This window comes from Pantoea coffeiphila, assembly GCF_016909495.1.
GTDB classification, from domain to species: domain Bacteria; phylum Pseudomonadota; class Gammaproteobacteria; order Enterobacterales; family Enterobacteriaceae; genus Erwinia; species Erwinia coffeiphila.
In genome coordinates this window covers 607,093-623,560 of the sequence record NZ_JAFBFW010000001.1, presented here as the reverse complement: position 1 = coordinate 623,560, position 16,468 = coordinate 607,093, and the positions used below count along the sequence as shown (strand labels likewise).

Genomic DNA, 16,468 nt, shown 5'->3' with positions numbered 1-16,468 from the left:
CTGTGTGGGCTTAGCGAGGCGAAACGGTAATCTGGCTGCCGTTTGATGCCATTGCTACGCGCTGACCCACCGAGAAGCGGCTGGCTGCCTGCTTCTGTACCACCATGATGGTATTGCCATCGTCCTTACGAATTTCCAGTTCAACGCCCTGGCTTTTATTGTAGGCAGACTCAACGCCCTGGCCTGCTACACCACCGGCAATCGCACCCGCTGCTGTCGCCAGGCTGCGACCGGTACCGCCGCCAACGGTGTTACCGAGGAAACCACCCAGTACTGCACCGCCGATAGCACCAATAACGTTGTTTTCTTCGCCGCCCTGAATCTGAATAGGACGCACGGAAACCAGGGTACCGTAAGAGACGCTTTGAACCTGTTTGGCCTCAGATGCGGAATACACATCACCTGACAATGTGTCGTTATTTGCACAACCCGCCAGCGTCATCCCGACAAGAGTCACGGCTAGTAAACGCTTCATCATATTAAGAACTCCTTTATATTGCAGTTGCTGCACATAGTCAGGCAGCCGTAATGGCATCATTATATGTTACCAGCTGTGCATTTCTCACTATTGGAAATGAAAAAAGTAAAAGAAAATATAGCCCGCGATGCTTAAACACCGTGTCAATCACCGCATGAAATGTATTCGCGGTGCAATTAATGACAGCGAGAATAAAAAAATGTTCACTAAATCATGGTATTGCTAACCATATTTTGCCAGGCTGGCAGCATCATTCTCATGCCCTTCAACGGGGTTAAGGCAGACGCATGAAATCGGGACGCTATATCGGTGTGATGTCGGGCACCAGTCTGGACGGTGTGGACGTGGTGATTGCTGCGATTGACCAGCATATGGTGGCGCAGCAGGCCAGCTATTCGCATCCCATTCCTCACGAACTCAAGCTGCAGATTCTGGCTATCTGTCAGGGGCAACCGTTGACACTTTCTCAGCTTGGCCAGCTGGACACCCGGCTGGGCAGACTGTTTGCCGAGGCCATCAATACGCTGCTCAAACGCCAGGGATTGAGCCATGAAGACATCACAGCGATTGGGTGTCACGGGCAAACCGTATGGCATGAACCGCACGGAGACGCGCCCAATACCCTGCAAATTGGCGACAATAATCAGATTGCCGCCGCCACCGGTATTACGGTTGTAGGCGATTTCCGCCGCCGGGATATGGCGCTCGGCGGGCAGGGGGCACCGCTGGTTCCTGCTTTCCACCATGCAGTATTGATGCATCCCGGCGAGCGCAGAATGGTGCTCAATATCGGTGGCATAGCTAATCTCTCTCTGCTGATGCCCGGTCATGCACCGCGTGGTTTTGACACCGGACCGGGCAATATGCTGCTTGATGCCTGGATCTGGCGGCAGCAGGGTAAACCCTACGATCTCGACGGTGCCTGGGGAGCTGGCGGTCGCATTATCTATCCGCTGTTGCAGCAAATGCTCAGCGATCCCTATTTCGCACTGAGCGCACCGAAAAGCACCGGCAGGGAATACTTTAATCTCGGCTGGCTGGAACGTTATCTGGCGATGTTCCCGGGCCTTGCCGCACAGGATGTTCAGGCCACGCTCATCGAGCTGACCGCCAAGACTATCGCCGATCAGGTATTACTCAGCGGCGGCTGTGACCGGCTGCTGGTGTGCGGCGGCGGCGCTCGCAATCTGCAGCTGATTGCCCGGCTGGTGGCGCTGATTCCGGGTACGGAGGTCACCAGCACCGATAAAGCGGGGATCAGCGGCGACGACATGGAGGCGCTGGCGTTTGCCTGGCTGGCGTGGCGTACGCTGAGCGGGCTGCCGGGCAATTTGCCATCGGTGACCGGTGCGCGCGAGGCCAGCGTGATAGGGGCAATATTCCCGGCAAATCGTCCATTACGCTGATTGCATCTGCGGAAATAGCGTTTTACGCTGGGCTGAACTGACGTAAAAACACAGGAGATAGCGATGAAACAGGGGATTTTTGTGGCAGCGCTGCTGCTTTCTGGCTGCAGCTACTTTCAACATTCCGCTGAGGAACAGCCGAAAACGCTGCATTACACCTGCGGAACGCTGCCGCTGACCGTTCAGCTCGACAACGCGAAAAGTGAAGTCAGCATGATTCTGGACGGTAATCAACTGACGTTGAAACAGCAGGTGGCGGCATCGGGCACCCGTTACAGCGACGGCAACTATGTGTTCTGGTCAAAAGGTGATTCTGCCTTTATTGAGCGTAATGACAAAATTATCATTAACGACTGCCAGCTGCAGAACGCTGGTTAACGCATTGAAATTATGAAGGGTGGGGCGCACAATGCCTTATCCCTTCTCAACCAGAAGTCAGAGCGATGAGCGACAGCGATCACCTGCAACAAATTGCCCACCTGCGGCGCGAATACACCCGTGGCGGCCTGCGCCGCAAGGATCTTCCCGATGACCCGCTGAAACTGTTTGAACAGTGGTTCGAGCAGGCGGTAGCGGCTCAGCTGCCGGACCCCTCGGCGATGAGCGTCGCGACGGTTGATGAGCACGGGCAGCCTTACCAGCGAATTGTGTTGTTAAAGCATTTCGACCAGCAGGGTATGGTGTTTTACACCAACCTTGGCAGCCGCAAGGCGCAGCAGCTGGAGAAAAACCCGAAGATCAGCCTGCTGTTTCCCTGGCATATGCTGGAGCGGCAGGTGATGGTGCTGGGCAGCGTTGAGCGCCTCTCCACGCTGGAAGTGATTAAATATTTCCACAGCCGTCCGCGCGACAGCCAGCTGGGTGCCTGGGTTTCAAAACAGTCCAGCCGCATCTCAGCGCGTGGGGTGCTGGAAGGCAAATTCCTCGAGCTTAAGCAAAAATTCCAGCAGGGTGAGATTCCGCTGCCCAGCTTCTGGGGCGGTTTCCGCATCAAAATCGACTCGATGGAGTTCTGGCAGGGGGGCGCTCACCGCCTGCACGATCGCTTCTTCTATCAGCGCGAAGATGACAATTCCTGGACGATCGACCGCCTGGCTCCCTGAAGCGCGAAATGAAACGTGAAATAATGGCTTAACCGCTGGATTCGAGCGGAGTGGGCCATTATTCTATATCCCTTATTTTTCTCCGCGTGTGAGCGGAAAGCTGTGTACCAGCTTAGGTGCAGACTTTTTTTACATGGAGTCTTAGATGGCCAGCAGTAACCTGATCAAACAATTGCAAGAGCGGGGCCTGGTAGCCCAGGTGACGGATGAGGACGCGTTAGGAGAAAAACTGGCGCAGGGCCAAATCTCCCTTTATTGCGGCTTCGATCCCACCGCAGACAGCTTGCACTTGGGGCATCTGGTACCGTTACTCTGCCTGAAGCGCTTTCAGGATGCCGGCCACCGGCCGGTGGCGCTGGTGGGTGGAGCAACCGGTCTGATCGGCGACCCGAGCTTTAAAGCAACTGAGCGTCAGCTGAACACCACCGATACCGTTAACGAGTGGGTAGAGAAAATCCGTCACCAGGTCGCGCCGTTCCTCGACTTCGACTGCGGCGACAACAGCGCGATTGCGGCCAATAACTACGACTGGTTCGGCGGCATGAACGTGCTGACCTTCCTGCGTGATATCGGCAAACACTTCTCCGTTAACCAGATGATTAACCGTGAAGCCGTTAAGCAGCGCCTGAACCGCGACGACCAGGGTATCTCGTTTACCGAGTTCTCCTACAACCTGCTGCAGGGCTATGATTTTGCCGCGCTGAACGAGCGTCACGACGTGGTACTGCAGATTGGCGGCTCCGATCAGTGGGGTAACATCACCTCCGGTATCGATCTGACCCGTCGTCTGCACCAGAACCAGGTCTTTGGCCTGACCGTTCCGCTGATCACCAAGTCTGATGGCACCAAATTCGGTAAAACCGAAGGCGGCGCGGTGTGGCTCGATCCGAAGAAAACCAGCCCGTACAAGTTCTACCAGTTCTGGATCAACACCGCCGATGCGGACGTTTACCGCTTCCTGAAGTTCTTCACCTTTATGAGTATTGAAGAAATCAATGCGCTGGAAGAAGAAGACAAAAACAGCGGCAAAGCCCCGCGCGCGCAGTATGTGCTGGCGGAGCAGGTTACCGGGTTGGTTCACGGTGCTGATGGCCTGGCTGCGGCAAAACGCATCACCGACAGTCTGTTTTCCGGCGCGCTGAGCGATCTGAACGAACAGGATCTGGCGCAGCTGGCGCAGGACGGCATGCCAACGGCTGAACTGGAGGCCGGTCAGGATCTGCAGCAGGCGCTGGTTAACGCCGAACTGGCCCCGTCACGCGGACAGGCCCGTAAGCTGATCGACGCAAAATCCATCAGCATTAACGGTGCGCTGCAAACTAATGCGGAATATGTTCCGGGCGAGGACGATCGTCTGTTCGGCCGCTACACGCTACTGCGCCGCGGCAAAAAGAATTACAGCTTAATCTGCTGGAAATAAAAACTCTCGCGGGGTTAGCCTCGCAGCTAAAGCCGGGTAAACCGGCTTTTTTATTGGCAGGAAAGTACAGGTCAGCACCATGAAAAATATTCTCTCCATCCAGTCCCACACGGTTTTTGGTCACGCAGGTAACAGCGCGGCAGAGTTCCCGATGCGTCGTATGGGCGCAAACGTTTGGCCATTAAATACCGTCCAGTTTTCCAACCACACTCAATACGGTAACTGGACCGGCACGGTGATGCCCGCAACGCATCTTACCGATATTGCCCGTGGCATTAACGATATCGATCGTCTGAAAACCTGTGATGCGGTCCTGAGTGGCTATCTGGGCTCCGCCGAGCAGGGCGAACAGATTCTGGAAATCGTTCGCATGGTCAAGGCGGCGAACCCCAAGGCCTGGTATTTCTGCGATCCGGTAATGGGTCACCCGGAAAAGGGCTGCATTGTTGCTCCCGGCGTAGCGGAGTTTCATCGACTCTATGCGCTGCCGGCCAGCGATATTATTGCGCCAAACCTGCTGGAGCTGGAGATCCTCAGTGGTCGCAGTGTGGCCAGCGTGGACGAAGCGGTTACAGTGTCACGTGAACTGATTGCCCTGGGGCCGAAGGTGGTGCTGGTGAAGCATCTGGCACGTGCGGGATACCGTAGCGACCGCTTCGAAATGTTGTTAATTACCGCTGACGAAGCCTGGCATATAAGCCGTCCGCTCATCGACTTCGGTGTGCGTCAGCCGGTGGGCGTGGGCGATCTGAGCAGTGGCCTGCTGCTGGTGGATCTGTTGCACGGACTCTCACTGCAGCAGTCTCTGGAGCACGTCACTGCGGCAGTATATGAAGTGATGTTGAAAACGCATCAGATGGGCGAATACGAACTGCAACTGGTTGCGGCGCAGAATGCCATCGCGGAACCCGTACAGCATTTTGACGCGGTAAAACTGTAATATCGCAGGTAGATCCCCGCTCAGCGCAGCAACAATACTCGTCGGGCAGGCCTTCAGGGCCTGCCCGTTTTTCTACTGTTCAGATCTTAAGAATCTGAACGTTTATCAAACCAGGCCTTCTGCCTTCAGCGCTGCTGCAACCGCCGGGCGTTCGGCTACGCGGTCGAACCAGCTGTTCAGTGCATCCAGTCCGCTCAGATCTAATTTCAGCGCGTGAGCCCAGCGGGTGACGGTAAACAGGTAGGCATCCGCCACGGTAAAGCGCAGACCCATCAGCCACTGCTTATCTTTCAGCTCGCCGTTCACATAGCTGAATTTCTGCTCCAGCAGCTCGCGCGTGCTCGCTTTGAATTCATCCGGGGTATTGGGGCGGAACAGCGGACTGAATCCCTTATGCAGCTCGGTGGCGACATAGTTCAGCCACTCCAGCGTGTGGTAACGATTCAGGCTGCCGCACGGAGCCAGCAGCTGGCGATCGCTCTTCAGGTCGGCCAGGTACTGCACAATAGCCACACCTTCTGTCAGCAGCGAACCATCGTTTAACAGCAGAGCAGGAACCTGTCCTTTGGGGTTGATCTGCAGATAATCTTCACCCTGTTCGGTCTTTTTAGTCTGGAGATCGACCGTTACAAGAGTGAAATCGATGCCGGTTTCGCGCAGCACAATATGGGGGGACAGCGAGCAGGCGCCGGGTTTACAGAACAGCTTCATTGCGTTCTCCTGAGGTTTTTGGGGGGGCGTTCGGAGATTATCTTACTGCGCGAGTGGCGAAATGTCAGCGCGACAGATCAATTGATTATGCGGTTTCAGAAAGGAGGATGGCGCGACTGGGGAAAATCAGCCCGGAGCAGGGTGCTCCGGGCGGTCAGGCTATCAGGCCGTGACGTTATCAGCAGCAGGCTTTTCTTCCTGCGTCATGCGGTTCAGGCGCGATGCCGTCAGCAGCATCAGCACGGCAATAATCCCGGTGACAACACCAATCTTCATAAAGACGTCACCGTAGATATGCAGTGATTCCAGAGGATTGGTAATGTCAGATGGGATGGCCATCATGCTGGCAACGTTACCGGCAATCATTGCCGCACCGGCGGTGGTCAGGAACCATGAACCCATAATGAAGCCCATCAGGCGCTGTGGTACCAGCTGCGCCACCATCGCCAGACCGAGGCCGGAGATCATCAGCTCGCCCACGCTTTGCAGCGCATAGCTGAGAATCAACCAGGTGACCGGCACAATGCCCTGTGCATTCGCGAAGGAAACGCCCAGCGGCAGCACGAGGAAGGCGGCAGAGCACAGCACCATACCCAGCGCGAACTTATGCGGCATCGGCAGGCGGTCGCCCATTTTGTTGTAGATCGCGGCCAGCAGCGGGCTGAACACCATAATCCACAGTGGATTCAGCGCCTGATATTGCTGAGGCTCAAAGGCAATCCCCAGAATGCTGTGTTCCACGTTACGGATAGCGAAGAAGTTCAGCGAGGTTGGCATCTGCATATACAGCACAAAGAACACAATCGCTTCCAGCATCAGCACGAAGGCGAGGATCATTTTGCGGCGGGCAACGCCCTTCAGCGCCAGCGCTTCTTTGGCAAAGACAAGTAAGATGCCGATAGCAATTATCGCCAGCACCAGACGGGCAATACCCTGGTTATGCAGCAGCCAGTACGCCAGAGCGATTAGCACCACAACCCCTGCCAGCGTTGCCAGCAGTTTGCCCATTTGCATTGGAGCGAAGTCAGGCTTTGAACCGTAGTCTTTGACCGTCTTACGGAACAGCAGGAAGTTCACCAGGGTGATCAGCATCCCGACAAAGGAGAGAGCGAAAGCCACGCTCCAGCCGAATTTCGCCGCCAGAACCGGGGTAGCGAGCATCGAAAAGAACGAGCCAATGTTGATCGACATGTAGTACATGGTGAAAGCGCCATCAAGACGCGGATCGTCTTTCGCATAGCAGGTCGACAGCAGCGAAGACGGGTTGGCTTTAAACAAGCCGTTACCCACGGCGATGGTCGCCATACCGAGGTAGACCATCGACACATTATGGCCGGACCAGGCGATCAGTCCGTAACCGGCCGCGAGAACAATGGTGCCCAGCACGATAACGCGTTTGGTGCCCAGCACCTTATCGCCCAGCCAGCCGCCGATGGCTACCATGCCGTAAACCAGCGCACTGAAGGAAGCAAACAGCGTTACGGACTGCGCTTCGGACATGCCCAGCGTATTGACCAGATAACCGGCCATAATGGCCTGCAGGCCGTAAAAACCAAAACGCTCCCACAGCTCAACGGAGAAAATCAGATAAAACGCTTTTGGCTGTTTAAAAGCGTTGAGGCTTGCCGCCTCGGGATGTTTGTTTGCAGTAGACACGTGTACCTCTAAATAAGACCTGTTTTGTGGCAGGAATTAAGCTGACGAAACGCGGGACGTACGTTCGCCTTATAGTTATAGAACAGGAAAAGCGGCCAACAATTTCGCCGATCGTTCCTCTGAGGGCAAGCATTTTTTGAATGCTAAATTTCGCTATTTATTTGGCGGTGACCTGGCGAATACGGCTATAAAGCAGCATTAAGTGCTGGGTATTTTACACTAAAACGTTTTTAATTTTTAGTGTGGCGCAGACTTTAGCCAATAAGGAGAGAGCTCTGCTGAAGAGAGGCTTGGTGATATCATCTGCCGCAAACGGCTGTGAAATTGACATATAGGGTTGTCTGTTCGGGATTAAATGGTTTTAAAACAGTTATTTAGGTTGTGGTGTTGGTGTGATTGGTTATTACAGTGCTTTTTTGTGATTAAAGTCAAAAAAATGCCGATAATTGTCGAAATAAAAAAACTTTCCTGCGGTATCCCCGTGATTTGCAGGGGATATGCCGCAGATAGTGAATTGGAAAGGCGAATATGCGCTCTTGTATCGCAAACGATACAGGATGAAGGAATGATAGTGGTTTTCGCGTGAGGAAGAAGGCATTTGGAGCTGAAACGGCAGGGGGGATATTCTGTACCGTGCGTTCATACTGAGTCGCACGGTGCAGTAAAGGGCGCGGCAAGAAGGTTAAATTTCTACCTTTTCCGGAAACTCGCAGAGATCTTCAATCAGGCAGGAGCCGCAGCGCGGTTTGCGCGCTACGCAGGTATAGCGGCCGTGCAGTATCAGCCAGTGATGGCAGTCAACCTTGAACTCCTTCGGTACCACCTTCAGCAGCTTTTCTTCGACCTGTTCAACATTTTTACCGGGAGCAAAGCGGGTCCGGTTGCAGACGCGGAAGATATGGGTATCTACCGCAATAGTCGGCCAGCCAAAGGCCGTATTTAAAACCACATTCGCGGTTTTACGACCTACGCCGGGCAGTGCCTCCAGCGCCTCGCGGCTTTCCGGCACTTCACCACCGTGCTGCTCAAGCAAAATTCGGCAGGTTTTAATCACGTTCTCAGCCTTGCTGTTAAACAGACCGATAGTCTTGATGTATTCCTTCACACCCTCCACACCCAGCGCCAGTATCGCTGCCGGTGTGTTGGCTACCGGATAGAGCTTCGCGGTCGCCTTATTCACACTGACATCGGTCGCCTGCGCTGACAGCAGCACGGCGATCAGCAGTTCAAAAGGGGAGTTGAACATCAGCTCGGTGGTAGGATGCGGGTTATTATCCCGCAGGCGGGTCAGAATCTGCTGACGTTTATCTTTGTTCACTGAGCCATTTTTCCATCCGGCGGCACCGCCTGCGCTTCTTTTTCGGCTTTCAGGGCGGCGCGCTGTTTCATTTTATTATCGATCAGATATTTCGCGGCAAGCAGCATACCAAGGCCAATAAACGCACCCGGTGGCAGCATCGCCAGCAGCATCGGCGAATCAAAATGAATCACCTCGATACGCATCACTTTAGCCCACGGACCCAGCAGCTGATCGGCACCGTTGAAGATGGTGCCGTTGCCGATGATTTCGCGAATCGAACCCAGCACCACCATCACGCTGGTGGCCCCCAGACCAATCGCTGCCCCGTCCAGTGCGGAAAGCGGAATGCTGCTTTTCGATGCTACGGCTTCCGCGCGGCCCACGACGATACAGTTGGTGACGATCAGCGGGATAAAAATCCCTAACGACTGATACAGTCCATAGGCATAGGCGTTAATCAGCATCTGCACGCAGCTCACCACGGCAGCGATAATCATCACGTAAATCGGAATACGAATTTCCGACGGCACCCAGCGGCGAGACATCGATATGCCGCTGTTGGTCAGAGTCAGTACCAGCGTGGTCGCCAGACCCAGCCCGAGGGCGTTGGTGGCGGTTGAGGTCACGGCCAGCAGCGGGCAAAGTCCCAGCAGCTGAACCAGCGCCGAGTTGTTCTTCCACAGCCCGCCGATCAGCAGGGTTTTAGCTTCACTCATTGGCATCTCCACAGGTTGGCAGCGAGGAAATCTGCCCGGATAAGGTTTCAATATACAACGTCGTGCGCTTCACTGCATTCACCACCGCACGCGGGGTGATGGTCGCACCGGTAAACTGGTCGAAGTCACCGCCGTCTTTTTTCACCGCAAAATGCGTATCATCGGCACCGGTGACCTTTTTGCCGTTAAAACTGTTAATCCAGTCGGAAATACGCAGCTCGATCTTATCACCCAGCCCCGGTGTTTCATGATGCTCAACAACACGGGTGCCGTAGACCGTTCCGCTGAAATCAGCACCGACTACCATCTGAATTGCGCCCGAATAGCCGTCCGGCGCGGTAGTCTCAATTGCCACGGCCACCGGTTTATCATCCTTACGGGCCAGATAGAGGTGGTGCGGTGCGCCGTTGCCCAGTGCCGGATTGCTGACGATATAGCACTCTTTTTGTATCGAGTTATTGTACAGCTCCGGGGGCACTACCTGGTCCAGCAGGACCTTCTGCTGTAGCGCCGTTTGATGCTCGATGGTGGGTTTGGTCACCGTATTAATCACTGCGGTCATACCGGTGGTGATGGCGGCAAACACCGCCAGCGTCACGCCGTTTTTACGAATGGCATCCAGCATCATTTATCCTTACGGTGGCCGTAAACGCGCGGCTGCGTGTAGTAGTCAATCAGCGGAACGCAGATATTCGCCAGCAGTACTGCGAAAGCAACACCGTCCGGATAGCCGCCGAAACTGCGGATCAGCCAGACCAGCAGGCCAATCATCACACCGTAAACCAGCCGTCCTTTATTGGTGGTGGAGGCGGTGACGGGATCGGTAGCAATAAAGAAGGCACCGAGCATGGTAGCTCCGGAGAACACGTGGATCATCGGTGACGCCAGGGTTTCCGGCGAGGCCAGCCAGCCGATAGTGGCGAACAGCGCCAGCGAGCCGATAAAGCTCACAGGAATATGCCAGCGAATGCTGTTGGTCCACAGCAGGAAAATACCGCCGGCCAGGTAGCCAATGTTAATCCACTGCCAGCCAAGCCCGGCTAACACGCCGCTGTAAATCGGCTGCGCCAGCAGCTGCTCGGCGGAATGCCCGGCGCGCAGACCGGTCTTGAAGGTATCCAGCGGCGTTGCCTGGCTGATGCCGTCAATGCCGATCTGCAACTGCTGCATGTTATGACCATCCACAGTGTGGAAATGGAAAATCATGCTCAGCGTGTCGCTGAAGGTCGGGGTGATGCCCTGTAACGAATCCGGCGGCAGCCAGCTGGTCATCTGTACCGGGAAGGAGATCAGCAATACAACATAGCCGACCATCGCCGGGTTGAACGGGTTCTGCCCCAGGCCGCCATACAGCTGCTTGGAGATCACCACTGCAAAAAGAGTCCCGATCACCACAATCCACCACGGTGCCAGCGGCGGGATACTGATCCCCAGCAGCAGGGCGGTCAGCAGGGCAGAATTGTCCTTGAGCGTTGGTGCCAGCGGCAGCTTGCGCAGGCGCAGGATCGCGGCTTCCGCGCCAACACCGGCGGCGGCGGCGATTAACACCTGGATAATATTTCCCCAGCCGAAGAAGTACCACTGCGCGGCCATGCCGGGAATAGCGGCAAGCAACACCAGCAGCATAATGGTACTGGTGCTGCGGCGGTTATGGGTATAGGGCGAACTTGCAATACGAAATGCCATTTAATCCTCTTGCGTCGAAGGCTGCTGAGCTTTGCGCGCTTTGACCCGCGCAATTGCCGCAGCCACCGCTGCTTTACGTGCATCATCAGAAGCGACCGCTTCCTGTTCAATTTCTACCGCAGGCGGCTGTGCATCAATGCCACCCGCCTGCGCCGCTTTCTTCGCTTTAGCGCGGGCAATAGCAGCGGCGATAGCGGCTTTGCGTGGATCTTCAGCGGCTGCCGGTTCAGCAACGACTTCGGTAACGGGTTCCACTGCTGCTTCAGGCTTCACAGCAGGGGCTTCTTCAGCAGCATCACCTGCCTGCGCCGCTTTCTTCGCCTTAGCGCGGGCAATGGCAGCGGCGATAGCAGCTTTGCGTGGATCTTCAGCGGCTGCCGGTTCAGCAACGACTTCGGTAACGGATTCCACTGCTGCTTCAGGCTCCACGGCTGTAGCTTCTTCAGCAGCATCACCCGCCTGCGCGGCTTTCTTCGCTTTAGCGCGGGCAATCGCTGCCGCAACCGCAGCTTTGCGTGGATCTTCAGCGGCTGCCGGTTCAGCAACGACTTGGGTAGCGGGTTCCGCTGCTGCTTCAGGCTCTACGGCTGGAGTTTCTTCAGCTGCATCACCTGCCTGCGCCGCTTTCTTCGCCTTAGCGCGGGCAATAGCAGCGGCGATAGCGGCTTTGCGTGGATCTTCAGCGGCAGCCGGTTCAGCAACGACTTCGGTAACGGGCTCTGCTGTTGCTTCAGGCTCCACAGCTGGAGCTTCTTCAGCCGTACCACCCGCCTGCGCGGCTTTCTTCGCTTTAGCGCGGGCAATGGCTGCGGCAACAGCGGCTTTACGCGGATCTTCAGCGGCAGCCGGTTCAGCGGCAGCTTCAGATTTAGCCTCTGAGGCTTCTGCAACAGATTCACCCGCCTGCGCAGCCTGCTTAGATTTAGCACGGGCAATCGCCGCAGCAACGGCAGCCTTACGCGGATCTTCCACCTGGCGGGTCGCCGGTTCGGTTTCAGCCTGCTTCTCGGCCTGGCGTGCTTTCGCTTCAGCCAGACGCGCTTCACGCAGCGCAGCGCGTGCGGCATCGTCAGCCGGGCGCGTATTCGTTTCTATAGCAGCGACATCCGCTGCCTGGTCCTGCTGCTGTTTCGCCTTCACGCGTTCGCGTGCCGCATTCAGCGCATCGGCATCCGTCGCCGCAACGGTGCGTTTCGCCTGCTGATGCTTCGCTTCACGCGCCTGCTTCTCACGTTCAAGGCGCAGCTGTCGGGCTTCAAAGCGGGCTTTGGCCTGCGCATTGCGCTCCGATTCCAGATCGATAGCCTGGATTTCAGCTTTCTCCTGGCGGTAATACTGCACCAGCGGAATATTGCTCGGGCAGACGTAGGCACAGGCACCGCATTCGATGCAGTCGGCAATATTATGTGCACGGGCTTTATCGTGATCGCCGCCGCGGCTGTACCAGTAAAGCTGCTGAGGCAGCAGACCGGCCGGGCAGGCGTCGGCGCAGGCGCTACAGCGGATGCAGCCTTTTTCCGGCTCGCTGACGCCCATCTCACTGGCGGAAGGGGCCAGGATGCAGTTGGTGATTTTCACCACCGGGACGTCCAGCGACGGCAGCGTAAAGCCCATCAGCGGGCCGCCCATCACCACCATCTGTTCGTTGCCAGGTTCAAAATCCGCCTGCTGGAGTAAATGACTGATTGGCGTACCAATGCGGCCCCAGACGTTGCCTGGGCGCTTTACGGCTTCACCGGTCAGCGTTACAACACGTTCGGTCAGTGGCTCACCGTCGATCACCGCACGCTTAACCGCAAAAGCGGTACCGACGTTTTGCATCAGCACGCCAATATCGGTGGAGCGTCCGCCGTGCGGGACTTCCTTGCCGGTCAGAATACGGGTCAGCTGTTTGGCACCGCCGGAGGGATATTTGGTCGGGATCACCCGAATTTGCAGATCGCGTTCGTTGCCAAGCGCCGTTTTCAGTGCGGCAATCGCTTCCGGTTTGTTATCTTCAATACCGATAAGTACGCGCTCGGCGTTGAGTATCCACGCCAGTATACGGCTGCCTTCCAGCACTTCGGCAGCACAGTCCTGCATCAGTCGATCGTCAGCGGTGATATAGGGTTCGCATTCGGCGGCGTTGATAATCAGGGTATTCACCCCGCGCAGACCGCCTCGCAGCTTGGTCGCCGTCGGGAATCCTGCACCGCCCAGACCGGCTACGCCGGCTTTGTGCACGCGCGCCACCACCTCGCTGCGCTCAAGCTGGCGATAGTCGCTGACCGTTTGTTTCTCGCACCAGCGATCTTCACCGTCCGGCTCGATAAAAATACACATTTCGGCCAGCGCCGAAGGATGCGCGGTCATGTGCGGGGCGATTTTAGTTACCGTACCGGACGTCGGGGCGTGGATCGGCAGCATCCGGCCGTTACCGAAGGTCAGCGGTTCTCCGCGCAGGACTTTATCGCCCGGGCGCACCCTGATTTCACCCTCGCTACCGATATGCTGCTTCAGCGGCAGAATAAAGCGGGCAGGCAGCGGCAGCTGACGCAGCGGCGTGCCGTTAGACTGGGTCTTCATTTCCGGAGGATGAATACCGCCGTCAAAGTCCCAGATTGCGTCTTTTTTGAATCTCTTAAACAGATTAAGCATGACTTTCTACAGGAATAACCCGGACCGGGATGGTTTGCAGATCCCATTTCCAGTTGGCAGTGGTCGTTGCAACCGGACGCATTTCAATGCAGTCGGTCGGGCAGGGGGCAACGCAAAGATCGCAGCCGGTACAGACATCGCTCAGCACGGTGTGCATCGCGCGGGTGGCGCCGACGATGGCATCAACCGGGCAGGCCTGAATGCATTTGGTGCAGCCGATGCAGTTAGCTTCATCGATCCAGGCAACTTTGCGCTCCGGCTCCAGTTCGGCTTCATCGCCCAGCGGCTGCGGATCAACGTTAAGCAGCGCGGCCAGCTTGAGCATCGTCTGCTCTCCGCCGGGGGCGCATTTGTTAATCATCTCGCCGCCGTTGGCCACGGCTTCCGCATAGGGGCGGCAGCCAGGATAGGTACACTGGCCGCACTGGCTCTGCGGCAGCAGGGCATCGATCTGCTCAACGATCGGATCTTCTTCAACTTTAAAGCGGCGTGAGGCGTAGCCCAGCAGTCCCCCGAACACCAGACTGAGGGCGCTTAATACTGCAATTGCAATCCAAATCGCCGTCATCAGAATTTAACCAGACCGGTAAAGCCCATAAAGGCCAGCGCCATTAACCCGGCGGTAACCAGTGCAATGGAAGAACCCTTGAACGGCGCAGGCACATCGGCCAGCACCAGACGTTCACGGATACCGGCAAACAGCACCATCACCAGCGAGAAGCCGAGCGAAGCGCTGAAGCCGTAAAGCGCGGCCTGCAGGAAGGTGTGGTTAAGGTTAACGCTCAGCAGCGGCACGCCCAGCACGGCACAGTTGGTGGTGATCAGCGGCAGGAAAATTCCCAGCAGGCGATATAAATCGGGGCTGGTTTTACGCACCACCATCTCGGTGAACTGAACCACCACGGCAATCACCAGGATATAGGCCATGGTACGCAGATAGACCAGATCGAGCGGCAGCAGGATCAGGTGATTCACCAGCCATGCGCAGATCGAAGCCAGAGTGATAACAAAGGTGGTGGCGAGTCCCATGCCAATCGCCGTTTCCAGTTTTTTGGAAACGCCCATAAAGGGACAAAGGCCGAGAAACTTCACCAGAACGAAGTTATTCACCAGCACTGTGCCAATAAAAAGGAGCAGGTAGTCGGTCATTCTTATGCCTGAAAAAAGAAGAAAGAGCAGATTTTAGCGACCCGAAGGTCAGTACTGTTAACCGGCGGCAATGCTCACGCGGGTTGTCAGCGCTGCAGCTTAAAATTGCAGGGGTTTATTATCGGATATTGCCCGCCGGACCACAACCGTTGTGCGCTATTCAACGGTGTTATAGCGCACTCACGATTAAATTCTTGACGGTTTTTGCATCAGCAATCGGCAGTGAAGGTATTTTTCACCCGTTTTGAACGTTTGAAGTAGGGTACGAGAATACCCGCTGCCAGCAGTGCGATAAGCAGAGTCTGTACTGCGCGGCCATCCGCAACCGGTGCAAACGCGAAGGTTTTTAACGCCAGCACAACGGTAATTAACAGCCAGATAATATAGTGTCGGGGCAGGCGGCGGGAGCGTTTGCAGAAAATCCATGTTACCCAGCCAGTGTAAAACCATACCAGCGTCGAGGTCAGCAGCGACAGCCCCCAGTTCAGTAGTAGCGCACTGTCCTGCGAGAACAGCTGCTGGCGCATGGCAGGATCAAACAGGGCACTAAGATACAGTGCCATCACCAGGGCGCTGGTCAGTAAGGTCATGATCAGCCAGGCCAGCGGCGCCAGCAGCCAGCCTCCGATGCGATTTTTGGAATCTACAGCCACGCGAAGTCCTCAATATAGCCAGAATAAATGCGATAACTTCGCATTAGCAGAAGCCAACTATACGGAAAAATACCTGCCGAATCACCAGGCTAAGACAGCTTTAGCGGTTTTATACAACATAGTGCCAGAGCGTTTTCGGTACGCAGCCCGGGTCAAATAGACGACCACCGGAGGCCAGCTCGGCGCGGCGATGATCGGCTGCACGATACATTAAGATGATTTCACTATCCTCAGTGAGCGTATAATTGAGGTGATCAAAAAGTTTTTCCAAACTTTCAAGGTTGTTAACTTTGCGAAACTTTAAAAGGTAGTCGTGAATGCTCATGAGGCCCATATCGTGCAGCAGTAGAAGAAAATCAGTATATAACGGCTACTTACGGAATCCATCTCCCTGATGTTAAAAAACATCAGTTTCGGATAACTGATTAATTTTGTGAAGAATCAGTGGGAAACGCTGATGAATCGTGAGAAACTTCACAGTTCAGGATAATTCCTAATCCACAATTCACATCGCGAAGAATGACAGAACTTCACGCGGTGCTGTAATCGCTTCCAAATGCTCAGTCCGCAACCGCTTCTGTTTATTACACTTATTTAACCTGATTTTCATCTA

At 55.6% G+C, this 16,468-nt stretch carries 17 protein-coding genes; 5 read left to right on the top strand and 12 right to left on the bottom strand.

Features of this window, described 5'->3' with window-relative positions:
- Positions 1-10 precede the first annotated feature (10 nt).
- Positions 11-478, bottom strand: coding sequence for an outer membrane lipoprotein SlyB (gene slyB / locus JOE09_RS02885; RefSeq protein WP_205064723.1), 468 nt, complete (start codon positions 476-478; stop codon positions 11-13).
- 287 nt (positions 479-765) lie between these two features.
- On the opposite strand from slyB, the gene anmK reads away from it, so the two are divergent.
- The 5 genes from anmK to pdxY all read left to right on the top strand — a co-directional run bounded on the left by anmK (position 766) and on the right by pdxY (position 5,347).
- The gene (anmK, locus tag JOE09_RS02880; RefSeq protein ID WP_205064722.1) at positions 766-1,884 is read left to right on the top strand and encodes an anhydro-N-acetylmuramic acid kinase; all 1,119 of its coding nucleotides are present in this window, start codon (positions 766-768) and stop codon (positions 1,882-1,884) included.
- Between the two features lie 63 nt (positions 1,885-1,947).
- On the top strand, positions 1,948-2,262 hold the full coding sequence (locus JOE09_RS02875) for an MliC family protein (RefSeq protein ID WP_123330359.1): 315 nt from the start codon (positions 1,948-1,950) through the stop codon (positions 2,260-2,262).
- Positions 2,263-2,327: 65 nt separating this feature from the next.
- Positions 2,328-2,987 (top strand): pyridoxamine 5'-phosphate oxidase, encoded by a 660-nt coding sequence (gene pdxH / locus JOE09_RS02870; RefSeq protein ID WP_200544679.1) that lies wholly within the window; start codon positions 2,328-2,330, stop codon positions 2,985-2,987.
- A gap of 145 nt (positions 2,988-3,132) precedes the next feature.
- Positions 3,133-4,407 (top strand): tyrosine--tRNA ligase, encoded by a 1,275-nt coding sequence (tyrS, locus tag JOE09_RS02865; RefSeq protein WP_205064721.1) that lies wholly within the window; start codon positions 3,133-3,135, stop codon positions 4,405-4,407.
- Between the two features lie 79 nt (positions 4,408-4,486).
- The gene (pdxY, locus tag JOE09_RS02860; protein WP_205064720.1) at positions 4,487-5,347 is read left to right on the top strand and encodes a pyridoxal kinase PdxY; all 861 of its coding nucleotides are present in this window, start codon (positions 4,487-4,489) and stop codon (positions 5,345-5,347) included.
- 105 nt (positions 5,348-5,452) lie between these two features.
- Here pdxY and gstA read toward each other — a convergent pair whose 3' ends face one another.
- From gstA to ydgT, 11 genes are all read right to left on the bottom strand, one after another.
- On the bottom strand, positions 5,453-6,058 hold the full coding sequence (gene gstA, locus JOE09_RS02855; protein ID WP_205064719.1) for a glutathione transferase GstA: 606 nt from the start codon (positions 6,056-6,058) through the stop codon (positions 5,453-5,455).
- A 162-nt stretch (positions 6,059-6,220) separates the two neighbouring features.
- Positions 6,221-7,714 (bottom strand): dipeptide/tripeptide permease DtpA, encoded by a 1,494-nt coding sequence (dtpA, locus tag JOE09_RS02850; RefSeq protein ID WP_205064718.1) that lies wholly within the window; start codon positions 7,712-7,714, stop codon positions 6,221-6,223.
- Between the two features lie 682 nt (positions 7,715-8,396).
- Positions 8,397-9,032: an endonuclease III gene (nth, locus tag JOE09_RS02845; protein ID WP_205064717.1), complete on the bottom strand. Its 636-nt coding sequence runs from the start codon at positions 9,030-9,032 to the stop codon at positions 8,397-8,399.
- The gene (locus tag JOE09_RS02840) at positions 9,029-9,730 is read right to left on the bottom strand and encodes an electron transport complex subunit E (RefSeq protein ID WP_205064716.1); all 702 of its coding nucleotides are present in this window, start codon (positions 9,728-9,730) and stop codon (positions 9,029-9,031) included. The genes nth and JOE09_RS02840 overlap by 4 nt, the downstream gene beginning before the upstream one ends.
- Complete coding sequence (gene rsxG / locus JOE09_RS02835; protein WP_205065099.1) at positions 9,723-10,355, bottom strand: electron transport complex subunit RsxG; 633 nt, start codon at positions 10,353-10,355, stop codon at positions 9,723-9,725. The genes JOE09_RS02840 and rsxG overlap by 8 nt, the downstream gene beginning before the upstream one ends.
- Entirely contained in the window at positions 10,355-11,416 is a 1,062-nt protein-coding gene (rsxD, locus tag JOE09_RS02830; protein WP_105594931.1) for an electron transport complex subunit RsxD, read from the bottom strand. The genes rsxG and rsxD overlap by 1 nt, the downstream gene beginning before the upstream one ends.
- On the bottom strand, positions 11,417-14,053 hold the full coding sequence (gene rsxC / locus JOE09_RS02825; protein WP_205064715.1) for an electron transport complex subunit RsxC: 2,637 nt from the start codon (positions 14,051-14,053) through the stop codon (positions 11,417-11,419).
- Positions 14,046-14,621, bottom strand: coding sequence for an electron transport complex subunit RsxB (rsxB, locus tag JOE09_RS02820; RefSeq protein ID WP_105594929.1), 576 nt, complete (start codon positions 14,619-14,621; stop codon positions 14,046-14,048). The genes rsxC and rsxB overlap by 8 nt, the downstream gene beginning before the upstream one ends.
- Entirely contained in the window at positions 14,621-15,202 is a 582-nt protein-coding gene (gene rsxA / locus JOE09_RS02815; RefSeq protein ID WP_105594928.1) for an electron transport complex subunit RsxA, read from the bottom strand. The genes rsxB and rsxA overlap by 1 nt, the downstream gene beginning before the upstream one ends.
- 209 nt (positions 15,203-15,411) lie before the next feature.
- Positions 15,412-15,855, bottom strand: a complete 444-nt coding sequence (locus tag JOE09_RS02810) for a DUF2569 family protein (RefSeq protein WP_205064714.1) — start codon at positions 15,853-15,855, stop codon at positions 15,412-15,414.
- 109 nt (positions 15,856-15,964) lie between these two features.
- Positions 15,965-16,180, bottom strand: a complete 216-nt coding sequence (gene ydgT / locus JOE09_RS02805) for a transcription modulator YdgT (protein ID WP_105595011.1) — start codon at positions 16,178-16,180, stop codon at positions 15,965-15,967.
- Positions 16,181-16,468 lie beyond the last annotated feature (288 nt).